At 72.2% G+C, this 18815-nt stretch carries 19 protein-coding genes; 15 read left to right on the top strand and 4 right to left on the bottom strand.

Annotation, left to right across the window (positions count from 1 at the left end; genetic code table 11):
* Positions 1-7: 7 nt before the first annotated feature.
* The 10 genes from SKED_RS17045 to SKED_RS17000 all read left to right on the top strand — a co-directional run bounded on the left by SKED_RS17045 (position 8) and on the right by SKED_RS17000 (position 10421).
* Positions 8-1417, top strand: a complete 1410-nt coding sequence (locus tag SKED_RS17045) for an NtaA/DmoA family FMN-dependent monooxygenase (protein ID WP_012868426.1) — start codon at positions 8-10, stop codon at positions 1415-1417.
* Complete coding sequence (locus tag SKED_RS17040; RefSeq protein WP_012868425.1) at positions 1414-2325, top strand: DUF1684 domain-containing protein; 912 nt, start codon at positions 1414-1416, stop codon at positions 2323-2325. The genes SKED_RS17045 and SKED_RS17040 overlap by 4 nt, the downstream gene beginning before the upstream one ends.
* On the top strand, positions 2322-2924 hold the full coding sequence (locus SKED_RS17035; RefSeq protein ID WP_012868424.1) for a GNAT family N-acetyltransferase: 603 nt from the start codon (positions 2322-2324) through the stop codon (positions 2922-2924). The genes SKED_RS17040 and SKED_RS17035 overlap by 4 nt, the downstream gene beginning before the upstream one ends.
* A gap of 72 nt (positions 2925-2996) precedes the next feature.
* Positions 2997-4121, top strand: coding sequence for an amino acid ABC transporter permease (locus SKED_RS17030; protein ID WP_012868423.1), 1125 nt, complete (start codon positions 2997-2999; stop codon positions 4119-4121).
* On the top strand, positions 4118-4900 hold the full coding sequence (locus tag SKED_RS17025) for an amino acid ABC transporter ATP-binding protein (protein ID WP_012868422.1): 783 nt from the start codon (positions 4118-4120) through the stop codon (positions 4898-4900). The genes SKED_RS17030 and SKED_RS17025 overlap by 4 nt, the downstream gene beginning before the upstream one ends.
* 121 nt (positions 4901-5021) lie before the next feature.
* On the top strand, positions 5022-6029 hold the full coding sequence (locus SKED_RS17020; RefSeq protein ID WP_012868421.1) for an ABC transporter substrate-binding protein: 1008 nt from the start codon (positions 5022-5024) through the stop codon (positions 6027-6029).
* Positions 6030-6174: 145 nt separating this feature from the next.
* The gene (locus SKED_RS17015) at positions 6175-7485 is read left to right on the top strand and encodes an LLM class flavin-dependent oxidoreductase (protein WP_012868420.1); all 1311 of its coding nucleotides are present in this window, start codon (positions 6175-6177) and stop codon (positions 7483-7485) included.
* Complete coding sequence (locus SKED_RS17010) at positions 7482-8120, top strand: GNAT family N-acetyltransferase (RefSeq protein ID WP_012868419.1); 639 nt, start codon at positions 7482-7484, stop codon at positions 8118-8120. Before SKED_RS17015 ends, SKED_RS17010 begins: the two co-directional genes overlap by 4 nt.
* A gap of 4 nt (positions 8121-8124) precedes the next feature.
* Complete coding sequence (locus SKED_RS17005; protein ID WP_012868418.1) at positions 8125-9324, top strand: LLM class flavin-dependent oxidoreductase; 1200 nt, start codon at positions 8125-8127, stop codon at positions 9322-9324.
* Entirely contained in the window at positions 9324-10421 is a 1098-nt protein-coding gene (locus SKED_RS17000; protein ID WP_012868417.1) for an LLM class flavin-dependent oxidoreductase, read from the top strand. Before SKED_RS17005 ends, SKED_RS17000 begins: the two co-directional genes overlap by 1 nt.
* Positions 10422-10566: 145 nt before the next feature.
* On the opposite strand, the gene SKED_RS19820 is transcribed toward SKED_RS17000, so the two are convergent.
* Positions 10567-11763, bottom strand: a complete 1197-nt coding sequence (locus SKED_RS19820) for a peptidoglycan recognition protein family protein (protein ID WP_169310151.1) — start codon at positions 11761-11763, stop codon at positions 10567-10569.
* A gap of 322 nt (positions 11764-12085) precedes the next feature.
* On the opposite strand from SKED_RS19820, the gene SKED_RS16990 reads away from it, so the two are divergent.
* Positions 12086-13285 carry an FAD-dependent oxidoreductase gene (locus SKED_RS16990; protein ID WP_012868415.1) on the top strand — a complete coding sequence of 400 codons (1200 nt, stop codon included), beginning with the start codon at positions 12086-12088 and terminating at the stop codon, positions 13283-13285.
* 72 nt (positions 13286-13357) lie between these two features.
* Here the strand turns inward: SKED_RS16990 and SKED_RS16985 are convergent, their stop codons facing one another.
* Positions 13358-13786, bottom strand: a complete 429-nt coding sequence (locus tag SKED_RS16985; protein WP_012868414.1) for a winged helix-turn-helix transcriptional regulator — start codon at positions 13784-13786, stop codon at positions 13358-13360.
* Between the two features lie 115 nt (positions 13787-13901).
* Between SKED_RS16985 and SKED_RS16980 the strand changes: the two genes are divergently transcribed.
* On the top strand, positions 13902-14312 hold the full coding sequence (locus SKED_RS16980) for a RidA family protein (RefSeq protein WP_012868413.1): 411 nt from the start codon (positions 13902-13904) through the stop codon (positions 14310-14312).
* A 117-nt stretch (positions 14313-14429) separates the two neighbouring features.
* Here the strand turns inward: SKED_RS16980 and SKED_RS16975 are convergent, their stop codons facing one another.
* Together SKED_RS16975 and SKED_RS16970 are read right to left on the bottom strand one after the other, a co-directional pair.
* Positions 14430-14966: a hypothetical protein gene (locus SKED_RS16975; RefSeq protein ID WP_012868412.1), complete on the bottom strand. Its 537-nt coding sequence runs from the start codon at positions 14964-14966 to the stop codon at positions 14430-14432.
* Between the two features lie 132 nt (positions 14967-15098).
* On the bottom strand, positions 15099-15746 hold the full coding sequence (locus tag SKED_RS16970; protein ID WP_012868411.1) for a TetR/AcrR family transcriptional regulator: 648 nt from the start codon (positions 15744-15746) through the stop codon (positions 15099-15101).
* A gap of 173 nt (positions 15747-15919) precedes the next feature.
* Between SKED_RS16970 and SKED_RS20565 the strand changes: the two genes are divergently transcribed.
* From SKED_RS20565 to SKED_RS16960, 3 genes are all read left to right on the top strand, one after another.
* Positions 15920-16288, top strand: a complete 369-nt coding sequence (locus tag SKED_RS20565) for an MFS transporter (protein ID WP_217167912.1) — start codon at positions 15920-15922, stop codon at positions 16286-16288.
* On the top strand, positions 16249-17220 hold the full coding sequence (locus tag SKED_RS16965) for an MFS transporter (RefSeq protein WP_217167910.1): 972 nt from the start codon (positions 16249-16251) through the stop codon (positions 17218-17220). Before SKED_RS20565 ends, SKED_RS16965 begins: the two co-directional genes overlap by 40 nt.
* A 103-nt stretch (positions 17221-17323) precedes the next feature.
* Positions 17324-18667, top strand: coding sequence for a glycoside hydrolase family 30 protein (locus SKED_RS16960; RefSeq protein ID WP_012868410.1), 1344 nt, complete (start codon positions 17324-17326; stop codon positions 18665-18667).
* The last annotated feature ends 148 nt before the right edge of the window (positions 18668-18815 follow it).

Below are 18815 nucleotides of genomic sequence, written 5' to 3'. Positions count from 1 at the left end.
CGAGCACATGACCACCACGCCCGCGCCCCGTCCCGACGGCCGCCCCCGCAAGCAGATCCACCTCGGAGCGCACTTCCCCGGGGTCAACAACACGACCGTGTGGAGCGACCCGCGCTCCCGCAGCCACATCGACTTCTCGTCCTTCGAGCACCTGGCCCGCCGGGCCGAGGCCGCCCGCTTCGACTTCTTCTTCCTCGCGGAGGGACTGCGGCTGCGCGAGCACAAGGGCCTCATCCACGACCTCGACGTCGTCGGCCGCCCGGACACGCTCCCGGTGCTCGCCGCGCTCGCCGCGGTGACGGACCGCCTCGGCCTCGCCGGGACCATCAACACCACCTTCAACGAGCCCTACGAGCTCGCCCGTCAGTTCGCGACGCTCGACCTGCTCTCCGGCGGCCGTGCCGCGTGGAACCTCGTGACCAGCTCGGACGCCTTCACGGGCGCGAACTTCCGCCGGGGCGGGTTCCTCGACTACTCGGAGCGCTACGAGCGCGCCGCCGAGATCGTCGACGTCGCCCGGCAGCTGTGGGACTCGTGGTCCGACGACGCGGTCGACGCCGACGCGGAGACGGGGGAGTTCCTCCGCGAGGGCGCCGTCCAGCGGGTCGACCACGACGGCAAGCACTTCGACGTGCACGGCACGTTCACCACACCGCGCGGGCCGCAGGGTCACCCGGTGCTGTTCCAGGCGGGCGACTCCGGCGAGGGCCGCGAGTTCGCGGCCGCGACCGCCGACGTCGTCTTCTCCCTGCACGGCAGCTTCGAGGACGGGCAGGTGTTCTACCGCGACGTCAAGGACCGCCTCGCCGCCTACGGCCGCACCGAGGACTCGCTCAAGATCCTCCCGGCCACGACGGTCGTCCTCGGCGACACCGCCGAGGACGCCGCAGAGGAGGCGGCGCTGATCCGCCGCCAGCAGGTCTCCGGACCGACGGCCATCGCCTACCTCGAGCAGGTGTGGGGACGCGACCTCACCGCCTACGACCCCGAGGGGCCGCTGCCCGACGTCGAGCCGGACGTCGACAACGCCTCGCTGACCCGCGGCAAGGTCCGGCACGTCAAGGACCCCGGCCCGGTCGTCGCCGCCTGGCGCGAGAAGGCCGCCGCCCACGGCTGGTCGATCCGTGACCTCGTCATCGAGGTCACCGGGCGCAACCAGTTCGTCGGGACGGCGCAGCAGGTCGCCGACGACATCGACCGCTACGTCCAGGAGGACGCCTCGGACGGCTTCATCCTCGTCCCGCACCTCACCCCCGAGGGCCTCGACCCGTTCTTCGACCAGGTGGTCCCGCTGCTCCAGGAGCGTGGCTCCTTCCGCACCGAGTACACCGGCACCACGTTGCGCGACCACCTCGGCCTCGAGCTCCCCGGCGTGGGCGGCTCGCAGGCAGCAGACCTCGAAGGGGCACGAGCATGACCACGGCGACGACACCGACGAGCGAGCGCGTGGACGCGGTCTCGACCGAGACCAGCACCAGCACCGCGGCCGCAGAGTGGGCCTCCTGGCACGCCGAGCGCGAGCGGGGCCTCACCGGCGAGCACGGCTGGCTGACGCTCACCGCCCTCCGGTTCCTCTCCGGCACGCCGCAGAGCATCCCCGGGATCGCCGGCGAGTGGTGGGCCGACGCCGACGGCGCGCACGTCCGTGCGACGGCGTCCGAGGGCCTGCGGGCCTGGGACACCCGGACCGGGCGCGACACCGACGAGGCGGCCCTCGACGGCCAGCACACCGTCGTCGTCCCGGAGGCGGGCTCGACGCTCGCGGCCCTCGGGGCCGACGGGGTCGCCGCCGAGGTGGCGCTGCGCACCGGGCGGTACGTCGTGCGGGTCCGCGACCCGAAGGCCCCCGCGCGCACCGGCTTCACCGGAGTCCCGACCTACGCCTACGACCCGTCGTGGGTGCTCGACGCCCCCGTGCGCTGGTACGACGAGCCCCGCCCGACGCTCGTCCGGGCCGCCCAGCCCGGCCTGCGCCACCACGTCCGCGTGGTCGGCGAGCTCGACGTCGTCCGCGACGGCGTGACGACCACGCTCGCGATCACCGGCCAGCAGGCGGGGACCGGGTCGGTGCTCTTCTCCGACACCACCCAGGACACCGCCGAGTGGCGCGTCGTGTCCCTGCCTCCGGTGCACGAGGCTGCTCCCGGTGCGGGAGCGTCCGGCGACGCCCCGGCGTCGGGAGGGCTCCCGACCACGGTGCGCCTCGACCTCAACCGTGCGCTCAACTTCCCCGCCGCCTTCTCCGACCACGGCACCTGCCCCCGGCCGGTCGACGGCAACCACCTCCCGGTCCCCGTGACCGCCGGAGAGAAGGACCCCCGATGAGCACCGTGACCCGCCGCCCGGCCGGCGCCACCTCGGCCGACGCGCTCGACGTCCGCGAGGTCCACCTCGACGACCCGCTCGTGCGGCCTCTGCTCGAGGACCTCGCGCACGAGTACGCGACCCGCTACAGCGACCACCTCACCGAGGAGGAGCTGCTCCGCGAGATGTCGGAGTACCCCGCGGCGGACTTCGCCGAGCCGCACGGCCGTCTCATCCTCGTGCTGTCCGCCGGCGCGCCCGTCGCCGGCGGGGCCTACCGCCGCCGGACCGAGCCCGAGCTCGGCGACCTGCAGCGGAGCGCCCACCCGGACGTGGCGCGCACCGCGGACGGTACCCCGGCCGTGCCGACCGCCGAGCTCAAGCGCATCTGGACGCACAACGCGCACCGACGCCGCGGCCTCGCGCGCCTCGTGCTCACCGAGCTCGAGCGACGTGCCGGCCAGAACGGCTACGAGCGCATCTACCTCACGACCGGACCGCGCCAGCCGGAGGCCGCAGGCCTCTACCTGTCGGCCGGCTACGCACCGCTGTACGACCCGGCCACCCAGCCGGGGCAGCCCGGCCCGCTCGCCTTCGAGAAGTGGCTCTGTCCGAGGTGACCTCACGCGCACCGGCGGTCGACGCACCCGCCCCCGGGTCTCCCGGGCCCCCCGCACACCCGAAGGTCCGTCATGAGCTCAGCACTCTCCACCCCACCCTCGACGGGTAGCCCGGCGTCGCCCCCGCCGGTCGACCGCTCGACCGGCCCGGCCCCCTCGGCGCTCCCGCGTGCGACGCGCGCCGAGCTCGAGTCCCTGCGCGTCGTCGGCGCGCGCCACCCGTGGCGCTACGTCGCGACCGCAGCCGTCGCCGTCCTCCTCGCGATGGTCGTCAGCTCGCTCGTGACGAACCAGCGCTGGGAGTGGTCGATCGTCTTCCAGTACCTCACCTGGCCGTCGATCCTCTCGGGGCTCTGGGGCACCCTGCGGCTCACCTTCGTCGCCGCGGTGATCGGCTTCGGGCTCGGCACGGTGCTCGCCCTCATGCGGCTGTCCCGCTCGCCGCTGCTGCGCGCCGTCTCGTGGGCCTACACGTGGGTGTTCCGGTCCGTGCCGCTGATCCTCCAGCTGCTGCTCTGGTACAACCTCGCGTACCTCTACCCGACGCTCAGCCTCGGGATCCCCTTCGGGCCGTCCTTCGCGGAGTTCGGCACCCTCGACGTCATCAACAAGTTCGGGGCCGCGATCCTCGGCCTCGGGCTCTCGCAGGCGGCGTACTCGGCGGAGATCGTCCGGGCCGGCATCCTCAGCGTCGACCAGGGACAGCACGAGGCCGCCGCAGCCCTGGGCATCCCGCGGGCACGGCAGTCCACCCGCATCGTGCTCCCGCAGGCCATGCGCACCATCGTCCCGACCTCGGTCAACGAGATCATCGGCCTCGTCAAGGGCACCTCGGTCGTGTACGTCCTGGCCTACGGCGAGCTGTTCTACACCGTCGGCGTCATCTACGGGCGCAACCAGCGGGTGGTCCCGCTGCTCATGGTCGCGGCCATCTGGTACGTCATCATCACCACGGTCATCACCGTGATCCAGTTCTACGTGGAACGTCACTACGCCAAGGGCGCGGTCCGCACGCTCCCGCCGACACCGATCCAGGTGGCCCGGTGGACGCTCCTGCGCACCTGGTCGCGCCTCACCGGGCGCCCGCCGCACCCGTCGCTCCCGCCCGCCTTCGCGGTGCGGACCGGCAACGGCCGAGGGCACCTCACCCGGACCGGACGCCCGAGCACGACCCGCACCGAGGGAGATGCCGTATGAGCACCGTCATCACCGGCACCCGCGGCCTCCTCGAGGTCCACGGCGTCCACAAGAGCTACGGCACCCTCGAGGTCCTCCACGACGTCGACCTCACGGTCCAGCCGGGCGAGGTCACCGTGATCCTCGGCCCGTCGGGCTCGGGCAAGTCGACCCTGCTCCGGGTGGTCAACCACCTCGAGAAGGTCGACAGCGGGTTCGTCGCCCTCGACGGCGACCTCATCGGGTACTCGCGCAGCGGCGACACGCTCCGCGAGCTCAAGGAGAAGGCGATCCTCGCCCAGCGGACGCAGATCGGCTTCGTGTTCCAGAGCTTCAACCTCTTCCCGCACCTCACCGTCCTCGAGAACGTCGTCGAGGCACCGGTGAGCGCACAGGGCCGCAAGCGGTCCGAGGTCGAGGTCGAGGCCCGCGAGCTCCTGGCCCGCGTCGGCCTGGCCGACAAGGCCGACGCCCGGCCGCGCCAGCTCTCCGGCGGCCAGCAGCAGCGCGTCGCGATCGCCCGGGCCCTGGCCACCAAGCCACGGCTCCTGCTCTTCGACGAGCCGACGTCGGCCCTCGACCCCGAGCTCGTCGGCGAGGTCCTCGACGTCATCAAGGCCCTCGCGCACGACGGCACGACCCTCGTGGTCGTCACCCACGAGATCGGCTTCGCCCGCGAGGTCGCCGACACCGTCGTGTTCATGGACTCCGGCCGCATCGTCGAGCAGGGCCCCGCGGCCCAGGTCATCGACGACCCGCAGCACGCCCGCACCAAGGCGTTCCTCGACAAGGTCCTCTGACAGCGCCAGCACGGCGCCACAGCAGCACACCACCCCACCGTCTCCTGCCCGGCCGACCGGCCGCGGCAGCCCCGCTCGTACCCTCTCGCCTCCCGCGAGACCACCCGGAAGGTCCACCCTCATGTCCCGTCCCACCACCCGCCACCTCACGTCTCGCAGCCGGATCGGCGCAGCCCTCCTGGTCCTGCCTCTCGTCGCGGCGCTCGCGGCCTGCTCCTCGAGCAACGCCGAGGAGCCCGGTGGCAACCAGCTCGCGGCCGACGCCGAGGCCGCGGGTCTCACGGTGAACACGACGCCGGACCAGGACCGCATCACCACCACCGAGTCGGCCGAGGCGATCGCCCTGCTCCCCGAGGCGTACCAGGACGTCGACACCCTCAAGGTGGCGGTGAGCGCCTACGTCGCACCGCTGGCCTTCCTCGCCGACGACGAGAAGACGCCGATCGGCAACGAGACCGACATCGCGTACCTGATCGGCGACGCGCTCGGCAAGGACGTCCAGCTCGAGGTCAAGGCGTGGGCCGACTGGCCCCTCGCGATCCAGTCGGGCGACGTCGACGCGACCATCTCGAACGTCACCGTCACCGAGGAGCGCAAGGAGCTCTTCGACTTCTCGTCCTACCGGGTCGACCAGCTCGGCTGGCTCGTCCAGGCCGACAACGAGGACATCACCTCGATCGACGAGGCGGCCGACGTCGCGGGCCTCACCGTGGCCGTGGGCTCGGGCACCAACCAGGAGAAGATCCTGCTCGCCTGGGACGAGGCCAACCAGGCCGAGGGCCTCGACCCCGTGAACATCGAGTACTTCGAGAACGACGGCGACACGACCCTCGCGCTCCAGTCCGGGCGCATCGACGCGACCTTCGGCCCGAACGCCACCTCGGCGTACAAGGCGGCCGTCGCCCCGCAGGACTTCAAGGTCGTCGGCACGGTCAACGGCGGATGGCCCGAGACCGCGCAGATCGCGGCCGCGACCCTCAAGGGCAACGACCTCGCGCCGGCCATCACCGCGGCCATCAACCACGCGATCGAGGACGGGTCCTACGACAAGGTCCTCGAGCGCTGGGGCCTGACCGAAGAGGCCATCACCGAGTCCGAGACCAACCCCGCGGGCCTGCCGAAGTCCTGACCCGGCAGCCCACCACAGCCAGGTGCGGGCCGGGGCGTCTCCTCAGCGGCGACCCGGCCCGCACCTGAAAGCACCGCAGCACAGCACAGCACCACCACCCAGCACCGCACCCGCACCACCACCCAGCACCACCAGGAGAGCCACCATGAGCCGCGTCCCCCTCTCGATCCTCGACCTCGCACCCGTCTCTGCCGGAGCCACCGGCGCCCAGACGCTCCGTGACTCGGTCGCGCTCGCCGAGCGGGCCGACGCGCTCGGGTACACGCGGTACTGGTTCGCCGAGCACCACCTGTCCGCAGGTGTCGCCTCGGCCTCGCCCGCCGTGCTCGCGGCGCTGGTCGCCGGTCGCACCGAGCACCTGCGCGTCGGCACGGGCGCCGTGCTGCTGAGCACCACGAGCCCGCTCGTGGCCGCCGAGCAGCTCGCGACGGTCGCCGCCCTGCACCCGGGTCGCGTGGACCTCGGTGTCGGACGGGCCTTCACCCCGCCGCCGAAGCCAGCCGCCCAGCCTGACGCGGAGGGCTCCTCGACCCCGCCGGCCGCACCCCCGCGCAAGCCGGCAGCCCCTGCCCGGGACGTCGACGGTCTGCACGTCCCGTCCGCCCCGCCCATCGACTTCACCGACTCCGCCCTGCGCGAGCGTCTCCTCGGCCAGCAGCGCGTCGTCTCCGCCAACCGCCAGCCCGCGCCCTTCCGCGACGAGCTCGAGCTGGTCCTCGGCCTCCAGGCCGGGACCTACACGGACGCCGACGGCGTGCCCCACGTGAGTGCCCCGGTCGAGGGCACGGACGCGCAGCTCTGGGTGCTCGCGTCGAGCGGCGGGGAGTCCGCCGAGGTGGCCGGCGCGCTCGGTCTGCCGCTCGTCGCCAACTACCACGTGAGCCCCGCGACCATCCTCGACACCGTCGCGTCCTACCGCGCGGCCTTCGTGCCCGGTGTCCTCGACGCGCCCTACGTGATCGTCTCCGCGGACGTGCTCGTCGCAGAGACCGAGCTCGAGGCGACGCACGCCGGCGCGCCCTTCGCGGAGTGGGTGCTGTCCATCCGCACCGGCCTCTCCGGCGCCATCGCGTACCCGACACCCGAGGACGCCCTCGGCCGCGAGTGGACCGAGGCCGAGACGGCCCTCGTGCTCGACCGCACGGCCACCCGGTTCGTCGGCTCGCCCGAGCAGGTCGTCGCGCGTCTCGAGGCGCTCCAGCGCGTGACCGGCGCCGACGAGATCCTCACGACCACCATCGCCTTCGACCCGGCGCACCGCGTGCGCTCGGCCGAGCTGCTCGCGCGGGCCTGGGGCCTCGAGGCGCCTGTCTCGGGCACCGAGAGCGCAGGAGCAGCCTCCGAGACTGCCACGACGGCCCGCTCCGAGACCCCGGCGCACGCCGAGGACGTCCCGGTGAGCGATGCCTTCGGGCAGGTCACCACGCACCTCGTCGGGTCGGGTGCCCACTCGTGACGACCGTCGACCAGCTGAGCCCGTCCCAGGCGGCCCGAGCAGCGGGGGAGCGCCCCGGGAGCGCGTCGGTCACGGTCCGCCTCGTCGAGCCGTCCGAGCACGACGTCGTCGCCGCGCTCCTCGTCGACGCCTACACGAGCGACTACGACATCCCGGACGACTACCGGGTGAGCCTCTCGGCCGTCGCCGAGCGTGCGGCCGTCCACGAGGTGTGGGTCGCCGTCGACGCGGACGGGCAGGTCCTCGGGACGGTCGCGACCCCGCGCGCCGGCTCCCTCATCTCCGAGCTGGCCCGAGCCGGCGAGCTCGACTTCCGGCTGCTCGGCGTCTCGCCGGCGGCCCGCGGCCGCGGGGTCGGCGAGACCCTCACCCGGCACGTCGTCGACCTCGCCCGGGAGCGCGGTGCGAGCCGCGTCGTCATGAACTCCGGTCCGCAGATGATCTCCGCGCACCGCCTATATCACCGCCTCGGCTTCGCGCGGTTCCACGAGCGCGAGACGCGCGTCCTCGACGACGGCACCCGGCTCTTCGCCTTCGTGCTCGAGCTCGCGCCCAGCTCTGCGCCCACCGCGGTGCCTGTCCAGGTGCCCACCGAGGTGCCCACCTCCACCGATCCCCTCACAGCAAAGGCCTGACACCATGCCCGTCGAGTTCCTCGGCATCGCGACCACGTCCGACGCCTCCGAGACCACCGCGCGCACCACCGGCTCCTTCGACAAGGACTACCTGCTGCGCATCGTCCGTGCGCACGAGGACAACGGGTGGACCCGTGTCCTCTTCGCCTACGGGTCGAGCGGACCGGAGCCGTCGGTGCTGGCGTCGTACGTCGCCTCGCGCCTGGACTCGGTCGAGCTGCTGCTCGCGCACCGTCCCAACGTCTCGTACCCGACCTTCGCGGCCAAGAGCTTCGCGACGCTCGACCAGCTGTCCGAGGGGCGCCTGTCGGTGCACTTCATCACCGGGGGCAACGACCACGAGCAGCAGCGCGAGGGGGACACGCTCACCAAGGACGAGCGCTACGCGCGCACCCAGGAGTACATCCAGATCGTCAAGAAGGCGTGGACCAGCGCCGAGCCCTTCGACCACGAGGGCACGTACTACCAGCTGGCCGACTTCGTGTCGGAGATCAAGCCCTACGAGGGTCGGGTGCCGACCATCTCCTTCGGCGGGTCGTCGGAGGCGGCGTTCCAGGTGGGTGCGGCCGAGGCCGACATCTACGCGGTGTGGGGCGAGCCGCTCGCGAGCACGTCGGAGCAGATCGAGACCGTGCACGCGGCTGCGGCCGCCGCCGGTCGCGCGACTCCGCCACGTATCCACGCCGCCTTCCGGCCGATCGTCGCGCCGACCGAGGCGCTCGCGTGGGAGAAGGCCGAGCAGGTCCTCGGCCAGATCGAGGCGCGCAAGGCTGCTGCCGGTGGATCCATCAGCCGTCGTCACCCGCTGACCAAGCCGGAGAACGCCGGGTCGCAGCGCCTGCTGGAGATCGCCGCGCGCGGTGACCGGCACGACTCGGTGCTGTGGACCGCGCCGGCCAAGGCCACCGGCGGCGCGGGCAACTCCAACGCGCTCGTCGGCACGCCCGAGCAGGTCGCCGAGGCGCTCCTCGCGTACTACGACCTCGGGGTGCGGGTCATCTCCGCACGGGGCTACGACCTGCTGAACGACGCCGCGGACTTCGGCCGCTACGTCATCCCGCTCGTGCGGGAGGGTGTGGCGCAGCGCGACGCGGCCCTGGCGCAGGAGTCCTCGGACGCCGCCGACGCCGAGCGCCGCGCCGCCGCGCACGCCGCGCTGGCCCGCCAGGACGCGATCGCCGCTGCCGCCGAGGCGGTCGCCTGATGCGCTTCCAGGTCCTCGACATCGTCTTCAACCCGCCGCACCCGGTCACGGGTGCGGCGGTGGCCCCGTCCGACCGGCTCAACCGCGTGGTCGACACGGCGGTCCTCGCCGAAGAGCTCGGCCTCGACTCCTTCTCGGTCGGCGAGCGGCACGCGGGCGAGGTGCTGTCGTCGTCCCCGACGGTGATCCTCGGGGCGATCGCCGCGCGCACGTCGCGCATCCTGCTGAGCACAGGCGTCACGGTGCTCTCGCTCCTCGACCCGGTCCGTGTCGCGGAGGACTACGCGACCATCGACCAGCTGAGCCGCGGGCGCTTCGAGATGGTCATCGGCAAGGGCAACGAGGTGCAGCAGTACCCGGTGCTCGGCCTCGACATCAGCAAGCAGTACGAGTACCTGCAGGAGAACTACGAGCTGCTGCGCCAGCTGATCTCCGGTGAGGAGGTCACGTGGTCGGGCACCCACCACGTGCCGCTCGACAAGATCACGACCCTCCCACGGCCCTACGCCGGGCCCTTCCGCATCTGGCACGGGTCTGCGACGTCGGCCTTCGCCGTCGACCTCGCCGCCCGGTGGGGCGACCCGATCGTGTCCGCGAACGCCTTCCAGCCGCGCGAGAACTACAAGGTGCTCATCGACCGGTACCGCGAGCAGTACGCCGAGCACGGCCACGACCCTGCCAAGGCGTACGTCGGGTCCGGGTCCGGCGGGCTGTTCCTCGCCGACACCACGGAGCAGGCCATCGAGCAGTACCGGCCGATCTACGAGGGCGCGGTCGCACGGGCAGACGCCCGCGGCTACGACCCCAAGGCCGTCGGCAAGGTGACCGCCTTCCGCACCGTCGAGGAGGCCGTCGAGCGCGGCCCGGCGCTCGTGGGGTCGCCCGAGCGGGTGGTCGAGAAGATCCTCGACTACCACCAGAGCTACGGCCACGACCTCCAGTCGGTGTCGGTCAACCACCTCCTCGACGTCGAGCAGCAGCACGACGTGCTGCGCCGCTTCGCCGAGGAGGTCGTGCCCCAGGTGCGCGCCGAGGTGAAGACCGACCTGTGGACCGAGGCCGACAGCGGTCGCGCCAAGGGGTTCACCGCAGTCTGAGGGTGGGCGTCGACTGATGTGCCGACCTGGCGACGACACGACGGAGACCTCAGGCGCCCTCTCCCCCGTACGGCGGGGGAGAGGGCGCCTGAGGTCGGTCCCGGCCGCTCGGCCGGGCAGCGGTCACGGTGCGGCCGCGTGCGGGTCAGGCCGCCGCGTCGGCCTCGTGCGACGTGCCGACGACCGGGTGGTCGGTGGCCTGCCGGTCGCCGACGGCCGCCCGCAGCTCGTCGAGCCGCTCGTAGAGCTGGTCACCGGGGCACTCCGTGACACCGACGTCTCGGTGGCCGACGAGAGCCGGGTAGGTCCTCCCGTTGACCGTCATCGTGCCGTCGACGTCGACGCCGCGCTCGGAGAGCTTCCATGCCGCGAGGTCGGCGACGGTGTCCCAGGCGGCGTCGGAGATCGGGGCGGTGGTGTAGTTGCCCATGACCGAGATCCCGGTCGTCCAGGCGTTGAACCCGAAGGCGTGGGCCCCGGTCGTGGCGTTGGTGATGCCGCCGGCGCGTCCCTCCCAGGCCCGGCCGAACTTGTCGACGAGGAAGTTGTAGCCGATGTCGCCCCAGTTGTTGGTCTGCGCGTGGAAGGTGTAGATCCCACGGAGGATGGCCGGGACCTGCTCCGGGGTGTAGTCGTTGGTGCCGGCGGTGTGGTGGATCACGGTGCCCTGGACGGTGGCAGGCTGCGGGCGCCAGGTCATGATCGACTCGTCAGCACCCCAGGCGGAGCGCGGCAGGACCGTCGGGGTCCCGCCCTCGCGCGGCACGTCGACAGGGATGTCGTCGGCGTCCGAGGACCCCGGGTCGACGACCGCCAGACGTGCGTTCGCTGGCGTGCCGTCGGCGACGACGCGCACCTCGACGCGGTCGACCTCGCCGACGGCGATCGGGTCCGTGCCGGCGGTCCGGGACCCTGCGGAGGGTCCGTGGTCCTGATCGGACTCCTCGGGCTCGATCGACTCCCAGTCGGACCACGTTCCGCCGGTGAGGGTGCGCAGCTGCACGGACGAGACCGTGACGTCGTCGGTGTCGTCCCAGACGACCCCGGCGACGGCAAAACCGGTCGAGTCCGCGACGGCGCCGAGCGTCACCGGCGGCGCGTCCAAGGTGTAGGGCACCTGCGCGGTGCGGATCGTGGGCGCGGCGGACGGCTGCCACCGCGCTGTCGACGCGGGCGCAGCCGCAGGCGTACCGGGCTGCTGCGGGTCGACGGAGAGAGGGACCTCGGTCGTGGTGGTGCTGACGGGGTGGGGCGTGGTGGCTGCCGCGGGTGTCGCGAGGGCACCGGCGGCGACCAGCGCCCCCAGCACAGGACCGACGATCAGACGACGTGGACATGCCATGGTGGCGTTCCTTCCGTGAGAGATCCCCGCGGTGCGTCTCACCTCGGGGCCTTCTTGGTCGACCGGGCCCGGACAGGACCGGTTGACAGGACCTGACGTCTTCGTGAGGTCTGGCCCGATGATCACGAACGTACGATTCGCGATGTGAGGCGGAGGTGAGACGGAGGTGAGGTGCCGGGGTGCTGCGTGGGCCTGGCGCTGCGGACGGTGGGCGCCGACGACCGTGATTGACCACCTCGTGACCACTGCGTGCTGACCACTGCCCGGACCGCGACGATGTACCCAGCGAGAGCCACAGCCCAGCCAGACCCGAGGAGCGAGCATGACCGAGACCGCTGAGACCGTCGAGACCGTCGTCGTCGGCGGCGGGGTGATGGGGTCGGCCGCGGCCTGGGCCCTCGCCTCCGCGGGCCGTGAGGTGCTGCTCCTCGAGCGCTTCGAGCCCGGGCACGTGCGCGGCGCCTCCCACGGGGCGTCGCGCATCTACCGCACCACCTACGCGGAGCCCGAGTACCTGGACCTCGCGCAGGAGGCCCTGGGGCACTGGCGCGCCCTCGAGGCCGAGGCCGGCGTCGAGCTGCTCACCCTCACCGGTGGCGTCAGCGGAGGAGCGGGCGACGCCCGCCGAGAGGAGATCGCGGCGGCGTTCGTGGCACGCGGCGTGCCGCACGAGTGGCTCTCCGCCGAGGCCGCCGCCGAGCGCTGGCCCGGCCTGCGCTTCGACGGGCGGGTGCTGCACGAGACCGAGACGGCGGGCCGCGTGCACGCCGACCGCGCGGTCGAGGCGTTCCAGGCGGTCGCCCGCGCTCGCGGTGCGCAGGTCCGGCACTCGACCGCGGTGCTGGGGCTCGAGACCGCACCGGGCGGTGTCCGGGTGCTCACCGACAGCGGTGAGGTGATCGCGCAGCGCGTCGTCGTGGCGGTCGGGGCGTGGAGCGCAGGGCTCGTGGCGCCGCTGCTCGGTGGCTCGGTGCCGGACGGGGCGTCCGGGACACCGCTCCCGCTCGTGGTCACCCAGGAGCAGCCCGCGCACTTCGCGCTGCGCGTCGGTGCGCCGGACGAGCTGTCCTGGCCGAGCTTCACCAACGACCCCGGTCCGGCACTCGTCGGACCAGGACGGCGCTGGCCGAGCGGCACCTACGGCCTCGCGACGCCGGGCGAGGGCATCAAGGTCGGGTTCCACGGCGTCGGCCCGCGGACCGACCCGGACCACCGGAGCTTCCAGCCCGAGCAGGCGCAGCTCGACCAGCTGCTCGACTACGTGGCCGAGTGGGTGCCCGGCGTCGACCCGAGCACCGCGGTCCCGATCTCGTGCACGTACACGACGACGCCCGACCACGACTTCGTGCTCGACCGGGTCGGCCGCGTGACCGTGGCGGCCGGGTTCTCCGGGCACGGCTTCAAGTTCGCGCCCTCCCTCGGCCGCGTCCTGCGCGACCTCGCGACCGAGGACGTCGACGGCCCGGTGGGTGTTGTCGCCGAGCGTTTCCGCCTGGCCCGCCTCACCCGCCCCACCACCTGATCCGAGGGACGGGGCGCGACGCCGAGGTACTCCGGGAAGTACCTCGGCGTCGCGCCCCGGCACTCGGCGGGGCTACCTGACGTCGTGCTCGGCGTCGGTGGCGTCGTCGAAGGCCTCACGGGCCTGCTCGACGTCCGCCATGTGCGCTGTGGTCCAGGCGAGGAGCGCGTCGACCGGCTCCCGGAAGGTCTTGCCGAGGGGCGTGATGCTGTAGCGGACCGCGACCGGGCGGGTGGCGACGACCTCGCGGGCGACGACGCCGTTGCGCTCGAGCCGGCGCAGGGTCGCGGTGAGCGACTTCTGCGTGACGGCGGGGATCGCCCGACGGAGCTCGTTGAACCGCGACGGCCTGTCGCAGAGCTCGGCGAGCACCTGCAGCGACCAGGTGTCGAGCACCTGGGCGATGAGGTCGCGGTGCGCGGGGCCGACCTCCGGGTGGTCGTGGTGCTCGTGCGTGTCGTGCGGCGAGAGCGCCGGGGTGACGCTCGGTGCTGTCCTCATGGCGGTGCTCTCCGGCTCGGGTGGTCTCCGGTGCGATACCTGGTCTCGTTGGGGTGCTCTCCGGCGACCAGGTATCTCTTGGACACCTGATAGTCCCACCCCTGAGGAGAGTCCCGTGACCGTCCAGCTGCTCAGCCCCGAGGGCATGCCCCAGCCCGTCCCGTACCACCACGTCGCGATCGGCACCGGCACCCGCCAGGTGCACGTCTCCGGCCAGATCTCCCGCGGGCCCGACGGGACGCCGTTGGCCCCTGACGACCTCGCCGGGCAGGTCGCCCAGGCGCTGCGCAACACCGCGACCGGGCTGGCCGGCGCCGGCGCCTCGTTCCGCGACGTCGTCCGCCTGACCTTCTACGTCACGCACTGGGCGCCCGAGAAGATCGACGCGTTCATGGCGGGCGTCGAGAGCGTCGCCGCCGAGCTCGACCTCCCGACCCCGATGCCGCCGGCGTCCCTCATCGGCGTCGAGTACCTGTTCATGCCCGACGTCCTCGTCGAGGTCGAGGCGACGGCAGTCCTCGACTGACCCCCGCCCCGAGGGACGGGGCGCGACGCCGAGGGACCCCAGGGTGTACCTCGGCGTCGCGCCCCGGTGTGATCGTGGGTCCGTGCGCGAGTCGAGGGCGGGCGGGGGGAAGGAGAGTCAGCCGACCTTCGCGGCGATGACGCCGATGATCGCCGCACCCCACATGGTGATCATGGTGATGAACCCGATCACCTGGGCGACCTCCATGAGGCGCGGGGTCGGGGCGTCGCCGGGGTTGACCAGCCCGAAGACGCCGGTGGTCGTCGAGTAGGTCGGGCGCATCGGCACGTGGAACTGCCTGACGTCGAAGTCGGTGAGCGGCGGCGCCGGGTCTCCGCGGAGCGCCGCCTGCTCGCGGCGGCGGCGCAGGCGCCCCACCTGCACGGCATACCAGGCGAGGGCGCCGTACTGCGTGACGAAGGACAGCCCCCACGCGACGAAGGCGACACCGATCACCGGGCCGGCGTCGTCGGTGCCACGGATCAGCGCCACACCGATCGCCACCAGGCCCGTACCCGCCAGCAGCGCGAGGGGGATGGCCCACCACGACCCGGAGCGGTCGTCGCGGTACGGCGACGGCGACCGCACGGGTCGGAGCATCTCGACCATGTGGTCGCGGTGCGACGGCCCCGTCTCCTCGTCCCATGTCGCCATGTGCGTGCCTCCCCGGTCAGGTCCAGCGGCGTCGTCTGACGCCAGGTCCTGATCATCTGCCCGCGACGAGCGTCGCCACCACCGCGGGCGATGGGGAGAGGTACACCTCCCTGCTCAGCAGTACTGGTCCGCTCAGCGGTAGTCGTCCCAGACCGGTGACGGGAACAGGACCTGCTCGAAGCGGGCCCAGCCGTCGACCATGCACACGGCGGGGGACCGGAACGACCGCAGCTGCACGCCGTCCATGGCCTCGATGGCCATCTCGACGAGGTCGCGTGCGTCGTCCCAGGTGCCGACCTCGGGCGGGAGCCGCCAGCGGGTCCGGGAGTACAGCTCCCAGGTGCCGTCGGGGCGCGCGTCGAAGTACTCGTGCGCGGGGTGCTCGGGGGAGATCGCCTCGGCGCCGAGCACCATGTACAGGCGGACGAGCTGGGGCTCGGCGGCGTTGTTGCGCACGAGGAACCGGCAGTAGCCGGGGAACGAGGCTCCGTCAGGGTGGGTCGCGGCTGGGTCGCCGCTCGCCACGTACGCCTCGGGGTCGAAGCGGCGGTCGTAGCGCTGCTCGACGATGAGCTGGAGCAGGCCCTCCTTGCTCCCCACGTAGTGCAGCAGGCCGGCCTGGCTGATGCCGACAGCCGTCGCGACGTCCTGGAGCGAGAACCCGTAGAAGCCGTGCTGGCTGACCAGGCGCGTGGACTCCTCGAGGATCTGCGCGATCCGCGTCTCGCGGGAGAGGCGGACGCGGCGTCTCGGTGGTGTGTCCGTGGGGGTTCCGGTCATCCCCGCACCGTACCGCCTGGTCGGCGAGGGGCGGTGGAGGCGGGTGTTGACATTCCTACCGCGCGGTCGTAATTTGCATCTATCTACCGATCACTCGGTAGTGGTGAGCCTTCTCCGGAAGGCCCGCGTCTCGCCGATGAGCCGCTCGACTCCCATGACCAAAGAAGGTTCCCATGGACACCCGCACCTCCCTCGCCGCCGAGGGCCCGACCCCGACCACGTCCGGGACCGACCTCGCCCCCGACACCGGAGCCCCCTTCAGCCGTGCGCTCACCCTGAGGTTCGGCGCCGGGTTCTTCGGCTTCGGCCTGCTGTGGATCGTCGGCCTGCAGATCGTCGCCGCCGTGCTGCTGCCGCAGCGCCTCCGCGACATCGGGGTGTCCTCGCCCGAGGCGCTGCTCGGCACCATCAGCGCCGTCACGGCTGTGGTCTCGCTCGTGTCGAACCTGCTCTTCGGGAACCTCTCCGACCGCACGCGCGGCCGGTTCGGGCGGCGCGCGCCGTGGATCCTCGCCGGGGCGTCATCGCGGGGATCTCGCTGACGCTCATCGGCGTCCTCGACTCGCCGCTGACCATCACCGTGAGCTACTGCGTCGCGATGGTCGGCCTCAACATGATGCTCGCCCCGGCCGTCGCCGTCCTCGCCGACCGGGTCCCGATGAAGGTCCGCGGCACCATGTCCGCGTTCTACGGCGGCGGGCTCGCGAGCGGCGCACCGCTCGGCGCACTCGTCGGCGCAGCCTTCATCACGACCTCGCTGCCGGGCTTCATCCTCGGAGGGGCCTTCATGGCGGGATCCGCGGTGCTCGCCCTCGTGGTCTGGCCGCGTGAGCGCTCCGCGGTCGACCTCCCGCCCGCCGCGGCAGGCTTCCGCGAGCTGCTCCGCTCGTTCAGGCCGCCGCGCAACGCACCGGACTTCTACCTGGCCTTCGCCGGTCGCCTGTTCATGCTGGTCAGCTACCAGATGATCATGGCGTACCAGCTCTACATCGTGCAGGACCACGTGGGGCAGACGGTCGCCGAGTCCGCGCGGACCATCGCCACCATGTCGGTGATCCTCCTCGTCGTCTCCCTCGTCGGGTCGGTCGCAGCCGGACCCGTCTCTGACCTCATCGGGCGGCGCAAGCTCCCCGTCGTCCTGTCGAGCGTGCTGTTCGCGGTGGGCATCGCCATGCCGTGGATCTGGCCGACGCCCATGGGCATGTTCCTCTTCGCGGGGATCGCCGGCTTCGGCTACGGCGTCTACACCTCGGTCGACCAGGCCCTCAACGTCGACGTGCTCCCGGACGAGGAGCAGGCCGGCAAGGACCTCGGCATCCTCAACCTGTCGACGACGGCCGGCCAGACCGTCGGGCCGCTGCTCACCTCCGCCCTCGTGGTGTCGACCGGGAGCTACTCGGTCGTGTTCCCGGTGGCGATCGTCGCCGCGCTGCTCGGCGCGTTCTTCATCACCCGGATCAAGTCCGTGCGCTGACGCGCCCCCGGACCCCGACCACCCGCGCCACCCGCACTGCTGCCCCGCACGCACCACCGCCCACCTGTACCACCGCACCCGCACCACCAGCCAGGAGACTCTCGTGACCACGACGTGGACCGCTTCGACCGCCGACGCCCTCTGGGCAGACCGGGGCGCACCCACCCCGGGTGCGTCCGACGCCCGGGGGCTCGCCCTCACCGGATCGCGCGGTCAGACGCTGCGCGGCTTCGGCGGGACGTTCAACGAGCTCGGCTACCGCGCGATCAGCGCGCTCAGCACGGCGGACCAGGAGACGGTCTACCGCGAGCTCTTCAGCCCGGACGAGCTCAACTTCCGTGTCAACAGGTCCGCTGTTGGCGCGAACGACTTCGCCGCGTCCTGGTACTCCTACGACGAGACGCCGGGTGACTATGCGCTCGAGCACTTCTCCGTCGAGCGCGACGAGGAGATGGTCATCCCGTTCATCCGGCAGGCGCAGCGCTACCAGGACGACATGGTGCTGCACTGCTCGCCGTGGAGCCCTCCCACGTGGATGAAGAACCCGCCCGCGTACAACTCCGGCACCCTCGTCATGACGCAGGAGAACCTCGACGCGTACGCGCAGTACTTCGTGAGGTTCGTGCAGGCCTACGCCGAGCGCGGCATCACCGTGAGCCAGGTGCACATCCAGAACGAGGTGTTCGCCGACCAGAAGTTCCCGTCGTGCGTGTGGACGTCGGAGCAGCTGCGGGTCTTCGTCCGCGACCACATGGGCCCCGCCTTCGAGGCCGCAGGTCTCACGGCGAAGATCTTCCTCGGGACCCTCAACGGCCCGGAGGACATGAAGTTCACCGCGACCGGCCAGGCGCTCACCAACTACGCGCGCTTCGTCGACAACATCCTGTTCGACGACGACGCCCGCAAGCACATCGCCGGGATCGGCTACCAGTGGGCCGGCCAGCACGCGGTCGCCCGCACGCACGACGCGTGGCCCGAGCTCGAGATCATGCAGACCGAGTCGGAGTGCGGGTTCGGCGAGAACAACTGGGAGGAGGCCGAGTACGTCTTCCACCTGGTCCGCCACTACCTGCAGCACGGGGCGACCGGGTACACCTACTGGAACATGGCGCTCGAGCCCGGTGGTCTGAGCACCTGGGGCTGGCCGCAGAACTCGCTCATCACCGTCGACACCCAGGCGCGCACCTTCACGCGCAACCCCGAGTACTACGTGCTCAAGCACTACTCCTCCGCGGTGCGCCCTGGGGCGGTGCCGCTCGGTGTGACGGGCCGGTTCAGCGCGCAGGGCTCCGCGTACGAGAACCCCGACGGGTCGATCGTGGTCGTGGTGCAGAACGCCCTCGACCGCGACGAGGAGTTCGCCTTCACGGTCCCCGGAGACGAGTCGAAGAGCTTCACGGCGACCCTCGAGGCGCGGTCCCTCAACACCTTCGTCGTCGAGCCGTAGCCGTTTCGCGGCACTCCGGGTCGGGTGGTGGCGGCGCACTCTGCCACCACCACCCTGTCGTGCTGCCTCCGTGGCCTGGGCCCACCAGCACCTTGCTGAGTTCGTGACTTCGGAGTGAGTTCGTGCCGTATCAGTGCCGAACTCGCTC

The sequence above is a fragment of the Sanguibacter keddieii DSM 10542 genome, from assembly GCF_000024925.1.
Lineage (GTDB): Bacteria > Actinomycetota > Actinomycetes > Actinomycetales > Cellulomonadaceae > Sanguibacter > Sanguibacter keddieii.
Note: the sequence above shows the minus strand (reverse complement) of the source record. Positions and strands in the feature narration are given on the sequence as shown.

Coding starts and splice junctions, on each gene's coding strand:
- SKED_RS17045 (WP_012868426.1), top strand. CDS start 8: ATGACCACCACGCCCGCGCCCCGTCCCGACGGCCGCCCCCGCAAGCAG.
- SKED_RS17040 (WP_012868425.1), top strand. CDS start 1,414: ATGACCACGGCGACGACACCGACGAGCGAGCGCGTGGACGCGGTCTCG.
- SKED_RS17035 (WP_012868424.1), top strand. CDS start 2,322: ATGAGCACCGTGACCCGCCGCCCGGCCGGCGCCACCTCGGCCGACGCG.
- SKED_RS17030 (WP_012868423.1), top strand. CDS start 2,997: ATGAGCTCAGCACTCTCCACCCCACCCTCGACGGGTAGCCCGGCGTCG.
- SKED_RS17025 (WP_012868422.1), top strand. CDS start 4,118: ATGAGCACCGTCATCACCGGCACCCGCGGCCTCCTCGAGGTCCACGGC.
- SKED_RS17020 (WP_012868421.1), top strand. CDS start 5,022: ATGTCCCGTCCCACCACCCGCCACCTCACGTCTCGCAGCCGGATCGGC.
- SKED_RS17015 (WP_012868420.1), top strand. CDS start 6,175: ATGAGCCGCGTCCCCCTCTCGATCCTCGACCTCGCACCCGTCTCTGCC.
- SKED_RS17005 (WP_012868418.1), top strand. CDS start 8,125: ATGCCCGTCGAGTTCCTCGGCATCGCGACCACGTCCGACGCCTCCGAG.
- SKED_RS17000 (WP_012868417.1), top strand. CDS start 9,324: ATGCGCTTCCAGGTCCTCGACATCGTCTTCAACCCGCCGCACCCGGTC.
- SKED_RS19820 (WP_169310151.1), bottom strand. CDS start 11,763: ATGGCATGTCCACGTCGTCTGATCGTCGGTCCTGTGCTGGGGGCGCTG.
- SKED_RS16990 (WP_012868415.1), top strand. CDS start 12,086: ATGACCGAGACCGCTGAGACCGTCGAGACCGTCGTCGTCGGCGGCGGG.
- SKED_RS16985 (WP_012868414.1), bottom strand. CDS start 13,786: ATGAGGACAGCACCGAGCGTCACCCCGGCGCTCTCGCCGCACGACACG.
- SKED_RS16975 (WP_012868412.1), bottom strand. CDS start 14,966: ATGGCGACATGGGACGAGGAGACGGGGCCGTCGCACCGCGACCACATG.
- SKED_RS16970 (WP_012868411.1), bottom strand. CDS start 15,746: ATGACCGGAACCCCCACGGACACACCACCGAGACGCCGCGTCCGCCTC.
- SKED_RS20565 (WP_217167912.1), top strand. CDS start 15,920: ATGGACACCCGCACCTCCCTCGCCGCCGAGGGCCCGACCCCGACCACG.